Below are 16,022 nucleotides of genomic sequence, written 5' to 3'. Positions count from 1 at the left end.
CCCCGTCAGCCCCTTCCCGTCAGCCCCTCCCCGTATGGCGATATCGACTGGAAAGCCGTGCCCGGGAACGGTAGTGAGCAGAATTCCGTTGCTGATTTGACTACCGTTTCGTGCGAAAAATAGCGACCCCTTCCCTCACGCCGCCGCCCCTCTCTCAAATACCTCCTCAAACTCAAAGTGCGCGAACTCCGCGAACGGTGCATCTAAAATCCCCTTCGCGAGATCCTCCTTTGCAACGGCGAACGCACCCGCGTCCGGGTACGCGATGAAGGTGTACTCGGTGGTGCCACGGTACTCCTCCGAGACGGACGCCGACTGCATGAGCGCGATCATCTCGGGCGTGCCGATGGTCTTTCCCTCCTCCCGGTAGCCGTCGAGGACGGCGAGCATGTTCTGGTAGCGGTAGTCAGTGGGCCTGACCGTTGCATGGTAGCCGTCCACCCGCTCGACGGCGGGTGGATAGGCGCCCCGGTAGAGGTAGTAGTTGTTTGCGATGAGGAGGCAGTCGTCCGGTTCGACGACGCCCGGCCCGCGCACTGCGCCGCCGTAGGAATCCGTCTCGAACGCCGCCGGGACGCTTCCCGTCCCGTTCCCGTAGGGGGCCGAGACCCCCGCGTTGTTTCCGCCGGTCCTGGTCCCGTTCGCGCTCTCCCAGTAGGCCCACGCCCCGGCGACGTCGCTCTCGCTCCTGAGCGTATCCATGTAGAGGAAGGTGGTGGGCGTGAGGTTGGTCGCGTTCCAGTCAGGGATCGACGGCGACGAGTGGGGCACGAGCACAAGGCCGTCCTCGTTCATGCCGTTGAACGTCCCGATGAACCCGGGCCAGTCTATCCCGACCGTGCGTTTCCCGCCGGAACCCGGCTCGGTCGCGATGACGAGCAGGCTGTTCACCGTGACCTTCCGCAGGTCGATCTCGCCGTCCATATTCTTGCCGTGGATCACCCCGCCGGCGATCTCCTCATTTGCCGTCAGGTTGCCCCAGGCGATCGCGCTCGTGCAGAGGTGCGGCGACACGCCTGCATCGCCTGTCGTGGTGCGGTTTATGCCGAGGTCGCCCATCATGAGGCCGTAGAGTTTGTAGTAGAGCATGAAGTCGTAGGTGTTCTCCGCGAGGAGGTCGTAGCGGGTGACGTTCCGCGAGACCGACGAGAGGTGCAGGTCCGTGCCGCTCGCGGCCATCCCGGAGAGCATGGCGTCGAGTTCGGCCATGTATGCCGGGTTTGCCGGCGCCATGTGCTCCTTGATGTAGGGGACGAAGAGGTCCTCGTACTCGGAGGGCGACTGCATAAACGACTCTACCAGGACGTAGTCGATCCAGTCGCGGATCTGCGGAGCACAGAGGTAGCCGTAGGCGTACGCCCGCTCTTCCGGCGTCCCCCGGAGCTGGAGGACACGGCAGCCTTTCATAATGGTGAGCCTTCCGCCGCCGCTGCCGACGGCGATCTCCCGATCATCGCCGGGGTAGGGTGTCGGGGCGACGAGGGCTACATCAATCCCGGTCGTGGCGTTCCCCGGTGTAACGGCGACGTGGACGGGGGTGAGGTGCGACGCCGTGCAGTACCACCCGGTCGGGTCACGGTAGTCGAGGTGGTCGATCCGGCCGTCATCATCCGTATCCGCCCAGGCGTAGACGGTGTAGTTTCCGGGGGGAAGTCCGGGGATGACGTAATCGCCCGGCGCATCGAGCGCGGCAAAGCCGCTGACGTACTGCGAGCGTTCGGGATGCCCCTCTGTCTCCATGATCCTGATATCCGATGCCGTATACGCCGCGGCGTCGATCGCCGCAACGTAGATCGTTCCTCCCGCGTAATCCCCTGTCACACTCCCGGAGATGGAATCTCCACCTGCCGAGGCGGTGTTCGTGCAGCCCGCAGCGGCGATAAGGAGGATCGCGACACTGAGGATGCACGCAGGCAGGCAAACGCGGAGGAGGCGCTCTGGTACCTGGTTCATTACTTTTCTTCCGGCAGATGAGGATAAAACCGTATTGAAGCGTTCCTGTGTACGGTACGTGCCGAAGCGCGAGAATCCTGGTCAATTTTGCCGGTTATCGGTTTTTAGGTCCAGGATGGTTCAAGAGTGAGGGGGCGGAGCGTGATGGCCTGCAGGATCTGCCGGAACGGCCCGTTGCCGAAGGTATTATGATGACGGGTGGAGGCGATACCTCTCATCTGCGAGAACCTGACCGCTGCTCCGGCAGGGAACTCGCATGGAGGGAGTATCATCACGCACACGTGGGATCCAAAGGACTACGGGCGGCACTCCGCCGCCCAGCAGGCCTGGGCGCATGAACTGATAGCAAAGCTCGCGCTTGCCGGCGACGAGCGGGTGCTCGACCTCGGATGTGGCGAGGGGAAGGTGACTGCGGAGATTGCCGCCTGCCTCCCCTCCGGCTCGGCGCTCGGCCTCGATCTCTCCCGCGACATGATCGCCTTCGCCCGGGAGCGCTTCCCAACGGAGCAGTATCCGAATCTCCGCCTCATTGAGGGTGACATGCTCGACCTTCCGTTTAACGAGGAGTTCGACGTCGTCTTCTCGAACGCCGCCCTGCACTGGGTCGCCGACCACGGCAGGGTATTTCAGGGTATCGCCCGCGCTCTCCGGCCGGGCGGGAGGGTCCTCCTCCAGATGGGCGGGAGAGGCAACGCCGCGCCGGTCCTCGCGCTCGCGGACGAACTGCTGGCGGAAGAGCCGTGGGCGAGGCTCTTCGGCGGTCCGGCCCCCTGTTACGCCTTCTACGGGCCTGAGGAGGAGCGTGAACTCCTGGAAGCGGCTGGGCTCACGCCCCTGCGGGTCGAGTTGATCGGGAAAGACATGGCATTCGACCAGATTGACGGTCTTGCCGGGTGGGTCCGGACCACCTGGCACCTTTACCTGGAGCCGCTGCCCGAAGAGGCCCGGCCGGCGTTCATCGAAGAAGTGACGAACCGATACGTGGAGAGGTTCCCCTCGGCCGACGGCCGCATCCATGTCCCCATGGTGCGCCTTGAGGTGGAGGCGGTCAAAGAGCCGGAGCCCTGACCCGGATTAGGGGGTGAGGGACGATATTCTGATGGCTCCGCCTGCCCCTTGCGGGGCACGCGTCGCGACTCGAAGACCTTCGGTCTTCTCGAGCTCCGGCCGCTCGCGATGCTCGCGCCCGTCGCTTTAAGCAAAAATATATATCCGGCTGCATGGTATTCGGGCAGCATATGCGCATACGGGAGAAGACCCTGACGATCCTGCTCGTTCTATCGCTTGTTGCGAATGTCTCTCTCCTGGCTGTCGCCCTCGTGCCGGCGGACGACCCCTCCCCGGCCCTCTCCAAACCGGAAGAGGCCGATCTCCTCCCGACCGCGACCACGCCCCCTCTATCTCCGGTGAGGGGGACGGGGAACGAGAGTGCGGCCTCGATGCAGGTGCCGGTCATCATCCAGACGGTCGAGGTCGAGCGGGGCGGCCCGCTTCTCTACGAGGAGGTGACCGAAGAGGGGGCGATGGTGAACGTCTCGGTCGAGGTCGTGCCCGGGAAAGGAAGGGTGCTTGTCCAGACGACGCCCCTGATGGGGATAGCTTTTCAGGATGCTGCGAACCTTGCGGTCGTTGCCGCCGCCAACCACTCCCGTGTGAACCTTGCGGGGAGCGATATCATCTTCAGCATCCAGGGGCCCGAGGAGGTCTCCGAGATCGACGGCCCCAGTGCGGGGGCGCTGATGGCCGCGCTGCTCCTCTCGGTGCTGGAGGACTTCCCGCTCAACGAGAGCGTGACCGTGACGGGAACCATCGATGAGAACGGGAGCATCGGCCCGGTCGGTGGAATCCTCGAAAAGGCCGAGGCTGCCGCAGCGAGCGGCAAAACGCTCCTGATACTCTCGGACGAGAACAACCAGGTGTTTGATTACCGGGAGGAAGTCCGATCGTTCGGTGGACTGAGAATAGCGCGGCAACGACCGGTCGTCGTGAATGCTAAAGATTACATCGAGGAGAACCTCGGCATCCGGGTGAAGTACGTGGATACCATCGACGATCTGCTTGCCGATCTTCGTGCTCCCGTATCCGAGGCCGCCGGGGCTTCCTGACGGCGGACGACTGCCATGGTGGAGGCGCCTGCCGAAACAACGCTCCAGAACCACGATCGGGGAGCCGATCCCGGCCGTCGGCAGGATCCGACTGAAGGTATTTATCCTCCCCCGGGCCACGTATCCGAATAGCATGAGATCACAGAAACTGCTGATCGCCGGGGTTCTCGTGGTTGCTCTGGCCGTTGTCCTGGCGGTTCTGCTGCCGGGAATCATCTCCCCGCAGCCGCCCGATCCCGGCCTTACTCCCACTCCAACCTCGACCCCGACCCCGGTGCCTGTCTCCGGGAACGGCACCTACATCAACACCACCTACGGCTATGCCGTCACCTGTCCGGAGGGATGGTTCTACACCGAGTCCGGCGAGAGCGTATGGTTCTCCTCGCCGGATAAGCACGAGGAGGTCCGCGTGAACACGAACCCGATCGCAAACGAGAACGCCACCGATGAAGAGGTTCTTGAAGCCCTGAACGCGACCTACGTAGAGGATCTCCGCGCAGGGATCGATGCCGAATGGGTGTCCACGACGAACACCTCCCTCGACGGGACCCCGGCGTACGAGTCGGTCTTCTCCGTCCCCATCGTCGATGAGGACCGCTATACCTTCGTCATCCGTTACGCCGTCAGGGACAACGTCGCCTACTCGGTGATGCACACGGTCTTCCCCCCCGGGTACGATGTCTATAACGCCGACGCGGCTCCGGTGGCGGAGTCGTTCCGGTTTCTCTGACCCCTTTTTTCGACCGCCCAGGAAGCCGTGTCCCTGCCCTGCAGTGCTTCGTTGTGGAGATAGCGTTCCCAAATGGGCTCTCAAAAAAGGGGCGGGTAGTAAGAGATTCGGAGTTAGAGGTGATTCGTTCGGCAGGACGTTTGGGGAGGTTCCCCGTCACCTGATCTCTTCCAGCAGGATATCGGGGATATCCGCAGGGAGGGTCGCTTCGGGGGAGATATCGAAGTAAGGTTCGATTATCAGGTCGTTTTCACAATCGTGATACTGCTTCCCTCCGCTTCGGGCCTTTATCCAGAGGCGGATTTGCTGGAGTAGTGTCAACGTGTTCAATCCTTTCGTCTGCAACGGGTGAGTCCCGCTGTGACATCTATAGGCGTTCTGATCTCCCGAGCATAAATCCATTATGATACGGGATTTTGCCCTTATTGTCAATAAATTATGCCGAATTCAAAAAATGCCTTCTTATTGGCCGTATATTCCGCATGATCTGCCGGGTCCCGTCACCCCCAGCGGAACATCCCGTCGATCTTCCTCTTATCAAACGCCACCACCGTAGGCCTCCCGTGGGGGCACGTCCAGGGGGTCTTCGTCCGGGCGAGTTGCGCGAGGAGGCGCTTCTGCTGGTCGTGCGTGAGAACGGCGCCGGCCTTCACCGCGCCCCTGCAGGCGACGATGCAGGTGACCGCCTGGCGCCGGTCGGGGACGGTGCGGGACTCGTCGGCGAGGAGGTCGGCGATCGTCTCCCGGACCGTCCCGGGGTCCTCGACCGCGCCGAGGGCGGCGGGCACCGCCCGGACGGCGAAGGTATCCCGACCGAACTCGTCCACCACGAACCCGCCGTCCGCGAGGAGAGGGATCGCATCCCGGAGCGCGGCGGACTCCTTCGGGGGGAGCGAGAGGATGACGGGCGCGATCAGTTCCTGCGACCCGGCCGCCCTATCGCACTGCTCGGTGACCTGGTCGTAGAGGACGCGCTCGTGGGCCGCGTGCTGGTCGACGAGGTAGAGGGTGCCGTCGGTCCCCTCCGCCACGATGTAGGTCGCCGCCACCTGTCCGATCGGCTCCATCGCCGGGAGGAGGTTTTCTCCCCCTTCCGTCTCCGTCCGGCGGAGCTGCTTGTCGGAGAGGGTGAGTTCCCGGTGCCCTGCCGTGTAGGACGCCCCGGGCTCGCCGACCGGCCGGGCCGGCGCAGTTCCGGGCTCTGTCGAAGCGATCTGCTGTTGCGCCGGTTCGGCCGGGGTCTCGCGCGCGAGGTCGTGACCGGCGAGCGCCTCCTCGACGGCGGCCGCAATCGCCGGGAGGATCTCCTGCTTCCGGGAGAGGCGAACCTCCCTTTTCGTCGGGTGGACGTTAACGTCCACGAGGTCGGTGTCGATCGCAAGATCGAGGAACGCCACCGGGTAGCGGTCCTTCGGGAGGAGGGTGCCGTAGCCCTCCCGGACGGCGGCGGCGATCCGGCGGGAGGAGATGCTTCTGCCGTTGATGCTGACGGAGATCTGCGATGGGCTTCCCCGGCTCTCCGACGGCCGGGAGATGTAGCCGCCGATACGGAGGAACGAGAGCCTTCCCTCGACCGGGACGAGCGAGCGTGCAAGGTCCGCGCCGTAGAGCCCCGCGATGGTGTTTAAGGTCCCTCCCGATCGCTGGGTCGCCATCCGCTCTTTTCCATTGTGCACCACCCGGAAGGCGACCTCGCCGTGGGCGAGGGCCAGATTTTCCACGACCGCGTAGACGTGGGCGAGTTCGGTGTTCCTGCTTTTGAGGAACTTCCGGCGGGCGGGGGTGTTGTAGAAGAGGCGTTCCACCGCGATCGTCGCCCCCTCCGGGGCTCCGACCTCGTTCTTCTCCACGATCTCGCCGCCCCTGACCACCAGCCGCGTCCCGGCGAGCGCTCCCCCTCCCCGCGGGCGGGTGACCAATGTTACCTCTGCGACGGCGGCGATGCTCGCGAGCGCCTCCCCCCGGAACCCGAGGGTGCGGACGGCAGAGAGGTCGGCGATGTCCCGGATCTTGCTCGTCGCATGGGGGTGGAACGCGAGGACCGCCTCCTCCCCGGTCATACCCTCGCCGTTGTCGGTCACCCGGATCTTCGTGATGGCGGCCATGTCCGAGGAGACGTCGAGGAGGATGCTCGTCGCACCCGCGTCGATCGCGTTCTCGAGGAGTTCTTTTACCACCGACGCGGGGCGCTCCACGACCTCGCCGGCGGCAATCTGGTTCACCGTGTCGGGATCGAGGACGCGGATCTTCGTCATCGCTCCCTCTCCTCGTTCGCCATCTTCTGGAGCCGGCAGAGGGCGTTCAGAGCATCGATCGGCGTCATCTCGTCGGGATTCAAACTTTTAAGTTCCCTTACCGCCGGGTTCTCTTCCACGACCCCCTCACCGGGGTCGACGAGGAGCATCTGGGTGTAGCGGGGAGCCCGCACCCCGGCTGAGAACTCCCGCGTCGACGCCTCCTTCAGGATCTCCATTGCCCTGTCGGTCACCTTCTTCGGGATCCCGGCAAGGTGGGCGACGTGGACGCCGTAGCTCCGGTCGGTCGCGCCGGGGATGATCTTTCTGAGGAAGACGACGTCGGTCCCGGTATCCTTCACCGCGAAGTGGAAGTTCTTCACCCGCTTGAGCGAGCCTTCGAGGTCGATCAGGTCGTGGAAGTGGGTTGCAAAGAGCGTCCTCGGCCCCGCGACCGCCTTCCCGTGCAGGAACTCCACCACCGCCCGGGCAATCGAGCACCCATCCAGCGTGCTCGTCCCCCGCCCGATCTCGTCGAGGATGACGAGGCTTTTTGGAGTCATGTTGTTCAAGATGTTTGCGAGTTCCAGCATCTCGACCATGAATGTGGACTGCCCGGAGGCAAGGTCGTCAAACGCCCCCACCCGGGTGAAGACGCGGTCGACTATCCCGATCGTCGCGTGCCGGGCCGGGACGAAACTCCCCATCTGGGCCATGATGCAGCAGAGCGCCACCGCCCGCATGTAGGTGGACTTGCCCGCCATGTTCGCCCCGGTGACGATCATGATCTGGTCGCCGGCGGAATCGAGTTCCGTGTCGTTCGGGACGAACGGGACCGGGAGGTGCCGCTCCACTACGGGGTGGCGGCCGTCGCGGATGACGATCCGGCCGCTCTCCTCGATCACCGGGCGGGTGTAGCCGTAACGGGCGGCGACCTCGGCGAGCGCCGAATACACGTCGAGGAGCCCCACCGCCCGGGCGGTCGTCTGGAGATCGGGGACTTCCGTCGCGAGCGTCCGGACGAGTTCAGCGTAGATCTCCGCCTCGAGGGCGGTAAGGCGTTCCTCCGCGGTTGCGATCATCGCCTCCTTCTCCCGGAGGTCGGGGATCGTGTAGCGCTCGCCGTTTGCGGTCGTCTGCCGCCGCTCGTACTCCGGCGGCACCAGGTGCAGGTTCGGTTTCGTCACCTCGATGTAGTAGCCGAAGACCCGGTTGTAGCCGATCTTGAGCGACTTGATCCCGGTCCTCTCCCGCTCCTGCTGCTGGAACTCCGCGATCCAGTCCTTCCCGGACGTCGCAAGGTGCCGGAGTTCGTCGAGTTTGGCGTTGAACCCCTCGCGGATCATCCCGCCGGACTTTGCGAGCGCCGGAGGGTCGTCGACGATCGCCCGGCCGATGAGGTCCGTGACCCGGGCATGGTCGCTCATCGCGTCGAGGGCCTCGCGGACCCGCACGGGTGCGTCTTCGGAGAAGAGCGCCTTTACGTCCGGGATCGCTTCGAGCGACTCCCTGAGCGTCGCGAGATCCCGGGGCCCTGCGTTCCCGTAGGCGATCCTTCCCGCTATCCGCTCGATGTCGGCGAAGTCGCTGAGCGCTACGCGGAGTTCCTGTCGGTCGAGCGCGTGGTCGAAGAACCACTCCACCGCATCGAGCCTCGCCTCGATCGCCTCCTTCCCGAGCAGGGGGCCGATCAGGAACGACCGCATCGTCCGGCTCCCCATCGACGTCTCCGTGACGTCGAGCGCGGAGAGAAGGGTGTTTCCGTCCCCCTCGCCCCGGATGCCCGTCGTGATCTCGAGATTCCGAAGGGTGATCGCATCGAGCACCATGTTCCCTGTCGGAACCTTCGTCGCGAGCCCCGAGATGTGGGAAAGGGGCGACTGCTGCGTCTCCTGGGCGTAGCAAAGCGCGGCCCCGGCGGCGGCGACTGCCCCCGCCATCCCGGCGCACCCGTAGCCGTCGAGCGTCGCCGTCCCGAACTGCCCGCAGAGACGCTCGTGCGCTGCGTCGGGATCGAAGGCGTCGTCGCGGTAGCGGCTCACCGTCACCCCGAGCGCCTCGAGCCGGGCGGGGAGCGCGCCCGCGAGGCTTTCGGGGACGATCGCCTCCGACGGGCGGTACCTGACGACCTCCGAGACGATCTCGGCGTAGTCCCGCTCCCCGCTACCGGAGGATACGAAAAACTCGCCGGTGGAGACGTCCAGGAACGCGAGGCCGAAGGACTCCTTCCGGTCGGGGGCGACCGCCATCAGGTAGTGGGCGCCGGCTGAGGCGAGCATCGAGGAGTCGATCAGGGTTCCCGGGGTGATCACCCTCGTGACATCCCGCTTCACGACGCCTTTGGCAGTTTTGGGGTCCTCAATCTGGTCGCAGATCACCACCTTGTAGCCCTTGTTCACCAGGCGGGCGATGTAGCCGTCGGCGGCGTGGTGGGGGACGCCCGCAAGCGGCATCCGGTCGCCGTTCTTGTCCCTGCCCCGGGCCGTCAGGGTGATGTCGAGTTCCCGGGCCACCACGCCGGCGTCCTCGCCGAAGGTCTCGTAGAAGTCCCCCATCCTGAAGAAGAGGACGGCGTCGGGGTACCGGGCTTTCGCTGAATAGTACTGCCGCATTGCCGGGGTCGGTCCGTCGGTCATCGCTTCTCCTTATAGAATCCGCACGGGGCCACATAAGGGTACTGTCCCGGGAAAACGGCCAAAAAGGGCTCCGATCCACCGCACCACTCCGGCGGCCCCCGGCAAACTAAATACGTCCTGAACGCGTACCAGGAACACGATACTGTATGTCGGCGACTATCGCAGAAAAGATATTTTCGCAACGGTGCGGGAGATCCGTCCGCGCGGGAGAGGTGGTGATGGCGCCCGTGGATGCGGCAATGATCCACGATATCACCGGCCCGCTTGCGGTCAGGGTCTTTCGCGAGATGGGTGGAGAGCGCGTATTCGATCCCGGGCGGATCATTATGCTCTTCGACCACCAGGTACCCGCCGACTCGATACCCGCCGCCGAGAACCACGTCTTCATGCGGCAGTTTGCTGAAGAGCAGGGGATCCACAACTACGACCTCCTCGAGGGCGTCTGCCACCAGGTCGTGATGGAGAAGGGGCGGGCGGCTCCCGGCGAGATCATCGTCGGCACCGACTCCCACACCTGCACCTACGGCGCCGCGGGCGCGTTCGCGACCGGGATCGGTTCGACCGATATGGGGTTCGTCCTGAAGTTCGGGGCGCTCTACTTCCGGGTGCCCGAGAGCATTCTGGTCGAGGTCGAGGGCGAGTTCGGCAAAAGAGTCGGGGCAAAAGACCTCATCCTCTCCCTCGCCGGCGATATCGGCGCGGACGGCGCGACCTACATGGCGCTCGAGTTCACCGGCCGGGCGATGCGCGAGATGAGCATGGCGGGCCGGATGACCTGCGCGAACATGGCAATCGAGATGGGGGCGAAGGCGGGAATCGTCCGGCCCGATGCGGCCACCTGGGACTACGTGACCGCCCGGCGCGATATCGAGCCGTTCGACCTCGCGGGCGACGAGGATGCAGCATACGCGGAGCGCCGCCGCTACGACGTCACCGGCCTCGCCCCGCAGGTCGCCGTCCCGCACAACGTCGACAACGTCGTGGATGTCGGAGACGTCGCGGGGACGAAGGTCGACCAGGTCTTCATCGGCTCCTGCACGAACGGCCGCTACGAGGACCTCGTCGAAGCGGCGGAGGTGCTCGGGAACGCCGATCGCTTCGCCGACGGCGTCCGGGTGATCGTCATCCCGGCCTCGCGGACGGAGTACCTCAAGGCCCTCCGTGGCGGGCTCATCGAGCGGTTCGTCGAGGCGGGCGCGCTCGTCGAGGCACCCTGCTGCGGCCCCTGCATGGGCGGGGCGTTCGGGCTGCTTGCCCCCGGGGAGGTCTCGCTCTCGACGTCGAACCGGAACTTCCGGGGCAGGCAGGGGAGTGCGCAGGCGTCGGTCTACCTCTCCTCGCCGGCGACGGCGGCGGCGAGCGCCCTCTACGGCGAGATCACCGACCCGAGGGAGGTGTGAATCATGCGAGTCTGGAAGTTCGGCGACGACATCGATACGGACGCGATCATCCCCGGGCGGTTCCTCACCATCTATGACCCGGCGGAACTCGCGAAGCACGCGTTCGAGGGGACGAGAGATGAGTTCGCGAGGGAGGCGCGGGAGGGCGACGTCGTCGCCGCCGGCACCAACTTCGGGTGCGGCTCCTCCCGCGAGCACGCGCCGCTTGCACTCCTCGGCGCCGGGGTGAAGGCCGTGGTCGCGAAGTCCTTTGCCCGGATCTTCTACCGCAACGCGGTCAACACCGGGCTCCTCCCCCTGGTCTGCCCGGAGGCGGATGCTATCCGGGACGGCGACACCGTCTCGGTGGATATCGCCGCCGGCTACATCGAAGTGGACGGGAGACGGCTCGCCGTCGAGCCGGTGCCCTGGTTCATGAAGGAGATCGTCGATGCCGGCGGTCTCGTTGCCTATGCGAAGAACCTTGATGAGGTGAAGACATGCAGCACCGAGTAGCGGCAATCGGCGGGGACGGTATCGGCCCCGAGATCGTCGCGGCGGGAAAGGATGTCCTCGATGCCGCAGGAGAGCGCTACGGGTTCGACATCGCGTGGACGGACTTCGATATCGGGGCCGACCGCTACCTCGCGACCGGCGAACTCCTGACTGAAGAGGATATCCGGGAACTCTCGAAGTTTTCCGCGATCTACTTCGGGGCAATCGGCGACGACCGGGTGAAGCCGGGGATCCTCGAGAAGGGCATCCTGCTCGCGATCCGGTTCCACTTCGACCAGTTCGTCAACCTCCGGCCGATCAAACTCCTCGACGGCGTCACGACGCCGCTCGCGAACAAGGGACCGGAGGACATCGACTTCGTGGTCGTCCGGGAGAACACCGAGGACTTCTACGTCGGGATCGGCTCGCGGTTCGCGGGGAAGCGCGAGCAAAAGACCCTCGAGGTCGTGCGCAACCTCTACAGCGTCAGATTCGGCCTCGACGTCGAGACCGACGCCGACGAGATCGCCTACCAGATCGGCGTCGTTACCCGGCAGGGTGCAGAGCGGGCGATCCGCTACGCCTTCGACCTTGCCGCAGCGAGGGAGAAGAAGGTCACCTCGGTCGACAAGGCAAACGTCCTCTCCGACATCTACGGCCTCTGGCGCGACGTCTTCACCGAAGTCGCCGCCGGTTACCCTGACGTTAAGACGGAGTTCAACTTCGTCGACGCCGTCACGATGTGGTTCGTCAAGAACCCCGAGTGGTTCGACGTCGTCGTCACCCCGAACATGTTCGGGGACATCATCACCGACCTCGGCGCCATGATCCAGGGCGGGCTTGGCCTCGCCCCCGGCGGGAACATCAACCCCCGCGGGACCTCGATGTTCGAGCCGATCCACGGCTCCGCGCCGAAGTACCGCGGCCAGGACGTCGCGAACCCGCTCGCCACCGTCTGGGCGGGCTCGATGCTCCTCGACCATATCGGTGAGCATGAGGCGGCGGCGGCCGTTCTCCGGGCCGTCGAGAGGAGCATCCTCGACGGGTTCGTCACCCGGGATATGGGCGGCGCAAAGAAGACGAGCGAGGTCGGGCAGTACCTCGCGGCGCTTGTGAAGACGGTGTAGGGCTACTGGCCCTTCTCCCTGCTCTTCCTCCTCTAATTTAGTCTCACGCGAAGGGAAGCAACAACGCCCGGACTTCGCGCCTTCGCGTGCGGCTCTATCGCTATACTCGGTAAAAATCTCTCCTCTGGGGTCGTATCGCCGGTCCCCGCCGGCAACCGGGTGCCGCGGGGGTTCCAGGGCGTCCCCGCAGATCCCGTCTTTTATATCCCCGTACCGCCATGATCTTGTAGACCGATGCAAAACGACCAGCATACACCGTGCGAGAACCCGCTCTGGCCCTGCGCGATGACCGGGGCGGTCGCATGCCTCGCAGGGTTCGAGGACGTCGCCGTCATCGTCCACGGCTCGAGCGGGTGCTACTTCTACCCCGCATCGCTCGTCGGGGTTCCCATCCACGGGACGTTTCTCGTCGAGAACGAGGTGATCTTCGGCACGGAGTCCCGTCTCGCGGAGGTGGTCGGGGAGCTCGAGGGGCAGTACACCCGGATAGCCGTGGTCAACACCTGCGTGCCCGCCATCATGGGCGAGGATATCGGGGATGTTGCCCGTGACGGCCAGATCCTCGTCGTCGACAGTCCCGGGTTCCTCGGAGACCTCGAGGCCGGCTACCGCCGGGCGCTCGATACGATCGCGCCGGAGGTGGATCCCGACACCCCCGGCGTCAACATCGACGGTATCTGCCGCGCCGACCCCTTCTGCCGGGGAAACGCCATCGAGGCGCGGCGCCTGCTCAACCTCGCAGGCGTCCCTGTCGCCGCCACCTTCTGCCTGGACCGTTACGCCGCGACCCGCCGGGCGGCGCCGTTCACCGTCAGCACGAACCCGGATCTCGCGAGCGGCGTCGGGACCGCTTGCGGCTCGCTCCTCGGCCTCGATGCCGTCGGCGAGACCTTCGAGCGACTTGGCGCCTCGGTCGACGGCGTGGATACCCGCCCGGTCACAGACGAGATCGCATGGGCCGATGCCCGGATCCGGAAGGCCTGCGAGAAGTACCTCAGGAGGTTCGATCCTCCCCGGGTGGCGATCTCTGCCGGGCACGCCTACACCGCGTTTGCCGCCGACCTCCTCGACCGGTATCTCGGTGCCGATATCGCCTGCATACCGGCGCGCAACGACCCCGGTACGGGGAACGATGCCGTCACCTACACGACCGACTTCTCGGTCATCCGCGGAATGATCCGGGACGCCGAACCGGACCTGATCCTCGGCTCCTCCTACGAGGCGACAATCTCCTCCGGCGCCGCGTTCGTCGGGCTGACGCCGCCGCTCCGGGACAGGGTCGCTCTCTCCTCCCGGGCGCTGATCGGGATCGAAGGGGCGCTCCGGCTGATGGACGAGGTGCTCAACGCCTGCAGCAACCGGAACCGGCGCCCGGGGAGCGAGCAGATGGACCTCTCCTGAGCAAAGCGTTATTACTCCCGGTGCCGGAACACTCATGCAGGAGAACGGGGATTCCCCCGGATCCCCTGCTGTCGCTGGAGAAAGGTCCGCATGCCGCTTGTAAAGATCGAGATCCGTATGGGAAAGCCCGTCGAGTACCGGCAATCACTTATCGACAGCCTCCGTGAGGCTTTTTTGGACGCACTTCAGACGCCGGAGGCCGCCCTCTGGATCCGGCTGTGCGAACGAAAGGAGGAGAACTTCCCGATGCCTCCCGGCCGATCCGATGACGCGGTCCTGATCGAGGTATCCCTCATGCCGGGGCGCGGGCCCGAGAAGAAGGAGGCGCTCTACAGGACGATCGTGGCTCGCCTCGCCCAAAATGCCGGAATTCGTCCTGAAGACGTATGTGTCGTCCTCTATGAACCTCCCGTCGAGAACTGGGCCGAACACGGCGAGATGTTTGCACCCTCCCGGTAAGCAGCCGCGTACGCCATAAGGTTTTTATGGCCCGGCGGGCACCGGGGTGCCGGCCTGTCCGGGAGGGATCGGCCGGCAAAGGGGGGTTATGGTATGACACACCACGGCGGATACGGCGCCCACGATATGCTTCTCGCGAGAATGTACGATCTCCTCGACGAGGACCAGATGCGGCAGCTGATGGTACGGATGATCGAGTCCCGCATAAGGATGAAAGAACAGCATATCGAGGCGATGCAGTACAAGATCGAGACCTACAAGATGGCACGCGACATGCTCAGGGCGGGCATGAAGCAGAAGTGAGCCTGTGGCTCAGAGGCGCTCCGGTGTCCGGGCGGCCCGGGGCTGTGGCCTCTTTTTTACTCTTCACGACGAATACACCGGCATGGACCCGATGATCAGGGGATACCGGGAAGATGATTTCCGTTCTGTCGCTGCCCTCGAGCGGGAGAACAGCGCGGGAGATTGCAAGCCCGAGGTTTTCATCCGGCAGGCCGGCGTCCTCTTCGCCGATACCTTCCTCGTCGCGGAATGTGACGGACGGGTCGTCGGCTATACCATCGGGGCTCTCGTGCAGCACCAGCCGGCCACGGGATGGATTGTCCGGCTGGTGGTGGCGGAGCGATACCGGCGCCGGGGGTTCGGGGAAAGCCTCGTTGCCGCCGTCATCGACACCCTCCGTGAGCGTGGGGCGGTGGAGGTCTATCTCTCTGTCGCGCCGGGAAACCACGTCGCCCGGGCGCTCTACGAGAGGCACGGGTTTAGGGATACGGATTTCTGCCCTGGCTACTTCGGCGAAGGGGGCGATCGCCGCATCCTCCGTAGGGACTTCGCCGGCCGGGAAGACTTAATCTATCGGGATTGAGATCAGTGTGATAGCATGTCTCTCACCCCGCTCCATATCGGCGAGGCGTTCGGACCGGTGCCGCGATTCCGGTCATACCTCTACGCGTCCCTGGTCCTGGCCGTCGTCGTCTTCATCCTGCCCTGGCTGGTCCCCGTCGTCGTCTTCAGCCCGCTGCCCGTTGCTGCAGGCATCGCCATACCTGTGCTCGCCGCCATCATCTTCGTCGTCTACTGGATACCGCTCTACTGCGAGAGCATCACCTACCGGCTCACCGTCACCGAGGTCACCTGGCAGCGGGGGGTCTGGTTCCGGCAGACGGGGATCGTCCCCTACAACCGGATCACGAACGTCGATATCATCCAGGGGCCCCTGATGCGGTTCTTCTCTTTCTCGGCGGTCCGGGTGCAGACCGCCGGATTCTCGACGCAGGCCCGGGCGGAGATCGTCCTCAACGGGATAGCCGATCCGAAAGACCTCCAGGAGAAGATCATGAACTTTGTGCGGAGGACCGGTCCGGTCGCGACCGAAGGCGAGCCGGAGCAGCTGCCGGCCGCCGATGCGGTGGTGGAAGAACTGCGGGCGATCCGGCGGCTGCTGGAGAGCCGGCAGGAGAAATAAAATACTTTTCTTGTGCGCGACTGCCGGAACGGCAGGAG

Annotated in this window: 15 protein-coding genes; 11 read left to right on the top strand and 4 right to left on the bottom strand. The window is 65.0% G+C overall.

All coding sequences use genetic code 11. The features are described from left to right. Positions 1-135: 135 nt before the first annotated feature. Positions 136-1,953, bottom strand: a complete 1,818-nt coding sequence (locus tag BRA62_RS09220; RefSeq protein ID WP_292366276.1) for a hypothetical protein — start codon at positions 1,951-1,953, stop codon at positions 136-138. 198 nt (positions 1,954-2,151) lie between these two features. Between BRA62_RS09220 and BRA62_RS09215 the strand changes: the two genes are divergently transcribed. From BRA62_RS09215 to BRA62_RS09205, 3 genes are all read left to right on the top strand, one after another. Then, complete coding sequence (locus tag BRA62_RS09215; RefSeq protein ID WP_292366275.1) at positions 2,152-3,021, top strand: methyltransferase domain-containing protein; 870 nt, start codon at positions 2,152-2,154, stop codon at positions 3,019-3,021. Positions 3,022-3,191: 170 nt separating this feature from the next. Continuing rightward, complete coding sequence (locus BRA62_RS09210; RefSeq protein ID WP_292366274.1) at positions 3,192-4,058, top strand: S16 family serine protease; 867 nt, start codon at positions 3,192-3,194, stop codon at positions 4,056-4,058. Between the two features lie 133 nt (positions 4,059-4,191). Continuing rightward, entirely contained in the window at positions 4,192-4,788 is a 597-nt protein-coding gene (locus BRA62_RS09205) for a PsbP-related protein (RefSeq protein WP_292366273.1), read from the top strand. A gap of 156 nt (positions 4,789-4,944) precedes the next feature. On the opposite strand, the gene BRA62_RS09200 is transcribed toward BRA62_RS09205, so the two are convergent. The 3 genes from BRA62_RS09200 to mutS form a co-directional block, all read right to left on the bottom strand. Continuing rightward, complete coding sequence (locus tag BRA62_RS09200) at positions 4,945-5,133, bottom strand: hypothetical protein (RefSeq protein WP_292366272.1); 189 nt, start codon at positions 5,131-5,133, stop codon at positions 4,945-4,947. A 155-nt stretch (positions 5,134-5,288) separates the two neighbouring features. Further along, a complete protein-coding gene (gene mutL, locus BRA62_RS09195) occupies positions 5,289-7,043 on the bottom strand; it encodes a DNA mismatch repair endonuclease MutL (protein ID WP_292366271.1) in 1,755 nt (584 codons plus the stop codon). After that, positions 7,040-9,658 carry a DNA mismatch repair protein MutS gene (gene mutS / locus BRA62_RS09190; protein ID WP_292366270.1) on the bottom strand — a complete coding sequence of 873 codons (2,619 nt, stop codon included), beginning with the start codon at positions 9,656-9,658 and terminating at the stop codon, positions 7,040-7,042. The genes mutL and mutS overlap by 4 nt, the downstream gene beginning before the upstream one ends. Positions 9,659-9,804: 146 nt before the next feature. Between mutS and BRA62_RS09185 the strand changes: the two genes are divergently transcribed. From BRA62_RS09185 to BRA62_RS09150, 8 genes are all read left to right on the top strand, one after another. Further along, positions 9,805-11,058 carry a 3-isopropylmalate dehydratase large subunit gene (locus BRA62_RS09185; RefSeq protein ID WP_292366269.1) on the top strand — a complete coding sequence of 418 codons (1,254 nt, stop codon included), beginning with the start codon at positions 9,805-9,807 and terminating at the stop codon, positions 11,056-11,058. Between the two features lie 3 nt (positions 11,059-11,061). Then, a complete protein-coding gene (locus BRA62_RS09180) occupies positions 11,062-11,553 on the top strand; it encodes a 3-isopropylmalate dehydratase small subunit (RefSeq protein WP_292366268.1) in 492 nt (163 codons plus the stop codon). Continuing rightward, entirely contained in the window at positions 11,538-12,659 is a 1,122-nt protein-coding gene (locus tag BRA62_RS09175; protein ID WP_292366267.1) for an isocitrate/isopropylmalate dehydrogenase family protein, read from the top strand. Before BRA62_RS09180 ends, BRA62_RS09175 begins: the two co-directional genes overlap by 16 nt. A 234-nt stretch (positions 12,660-12,893) precedes the next feature. After that, positions 12,894-14,060, top strand: a complete 1,167-nt coding sequence (locus tag BRA62_RS09170) for a nitrogenase component 1 (protein ID WP_292366266.1) — start codon at positions 12,894-12,896, stop codon at positions 14,058-14,060. Positions 14,061-14,150: 90 nt separating this feature from the next. After that, positions 14,151-14,519: a tautomerase family protein gene (locus BRA62_RS09165; protein ID WP_292366265.1), complete on the top strand. Its 369-nt coding sequence runs from the start codon at positions 14,151-14,153 to the stop codon at positions 14,517-14,519. Between the two features lie 93 nt (positions 14,520-14,612). Further along, positions 14,613-14,822 (top strand): hypothetical protein, encoded by a 210-nt coding sequence (locus BRA62_RS09160; RefSeq protein WP_292366264.1) that lies wholly within the window; start codon positions 14,613-14,615, stop codon positions 14,820-14,822. An 82-nt stretch (positions 14,823-14,904) separates the two neighbouring features. Further along, positions 14,905-15,384: a GNAT family N-acetyltransferase gene (locus tag BRA62_RS09155; RefSeq protein ID WP_292366263.1), complete on the top strand. Its 480-nt coding sequence runs from the start codon at positions 14,905-14,907 to the stop codon at positions 15,382-15,384. A 15-nt stretch (positions 15,385-15,399) separates the two neighbouring features. Next, complete coding sequence (locus BRA62_RS09150; RefSeq protein ID WP_292366262.1) at positions 15,400-15,984, top strand: PH domain-containing protein; 585 nt, start codon at positions 15,400-15,402, stop codon at positions 15,982-15,984. The last annotated feature ends 38 nt before the right edge of the window (positions 15,985-16,022 follow it).

This window comes from Methanoculleus sp. UBA208 (assembly GCF_002498065.1).
Lineage (GTDB): Archaea > Halobacteriota > Methanomicrobia > Methanomicrobiales > Methanoculleaceae > Methanoculleus.
The sequence above is the reverse complement of the archived record's forward strand: the minus strand, read 5'-3'. Positions and strand labels throughout refer to the sequence as shown.

What these genes read in the sequence shown, in the direction of transcription:
- BRA62_RS09220 (WP_292366276.1), bottom strand. Translation starts at nt 1,953, where the DNA reads ATGAACCAGGTACCAGAGCGCCTCCTCCGCGTTTGCCTGCCTGCGTGC.
- BRA62_RS09210 (WP_292366274.1), top strand. Translation starts at nt 3,192, where the DNA reads ATGCGCATACGGGAGAAGACCCTGACGATCCTGCTCGTTCTATCGCTT.
- BRA62_RS09205 (WP_292366273.1), top strand. Translation starts at nt 4,192, where the DNA reads ATGAGATCACAGAAACTGCTGATCGCCGGGGTTCTCGTGGTTGCTCTG.
- mutL (WP_292366271.1), bottom strand. Translation starts at nt 7,043, where the DNA reads ATGACGAAGATCCGCGTCCTCGATCCCGACACGGTGAACCAGATTGCC.
- mutS (WP_292366270.1), bottom strand. Translation starts at nt 9,658, where the DNA reads ATGACCGACGGACCGACCCCGGCAATGCGGCAGTACTATTCAGCGAAA.
- BRA62_RS09185 (WP_292366269.1), top strand. Translation starts at nt 9,805, where the DNA reads ATGTCGGCGACTATCGCAGAAAAGATATTTTCGCAACGGTGCGGGAGA.
- BRA62_RS09180 (WP_292366268.1), top strand. Translation starts at nt 11,062, where the DNA reads ATGCGAGTCTGGAAGTTCGGCGACGACATCGATACGGACGCGATCATC.
- BRA62_RS09175 (WP_292366267.1), top strand. Translation starts at nt 11,538, where the DNA reads ATGCAGCACCGAGTAGCGGCAATCGGCGGGGACGGTATCGGCCCCGAG.
- BRA62_RS09170 (WP_292366266.1), top strand. Translation starts at nt 12,894, where the DNA reads ATGCAAAACGACCAGCATACACCGTGCGAGAACCCGCTCTGGCCCTGC.
- BRA62_RS09165 (WP_292366265.1), top strand. Translation starts at nt 14,151, where the DNA reads ATGCCGCTTGTAAAGATCGAGATCCGTATGGGAAAGCCCGTCGAGTAC.
- BRA62_RS09160 (WP_292366264.1), top strand. Translation starts at nt 14,613, where the DNA reads ATGACACACCACGGCGGATACGGCGCCCACGATATGCTTCTCGCGAGA.
- BRA62_RS09155 (WP_292366263.1), top strand. Translation starts at nt 14,905, where the DNA reads ATGGACCCGATGATCAGGGGATACCGGGAAGATGATTTCCGTTCTGTC.
- BRA62_RS09150 (WP_292366262.1), top strand. Translation starts at nt 15,400, where the DNA reads ATGTCTCTCACCCCGCTCCATATCGGCGAGGCGTTCGGACCGGTGCCG.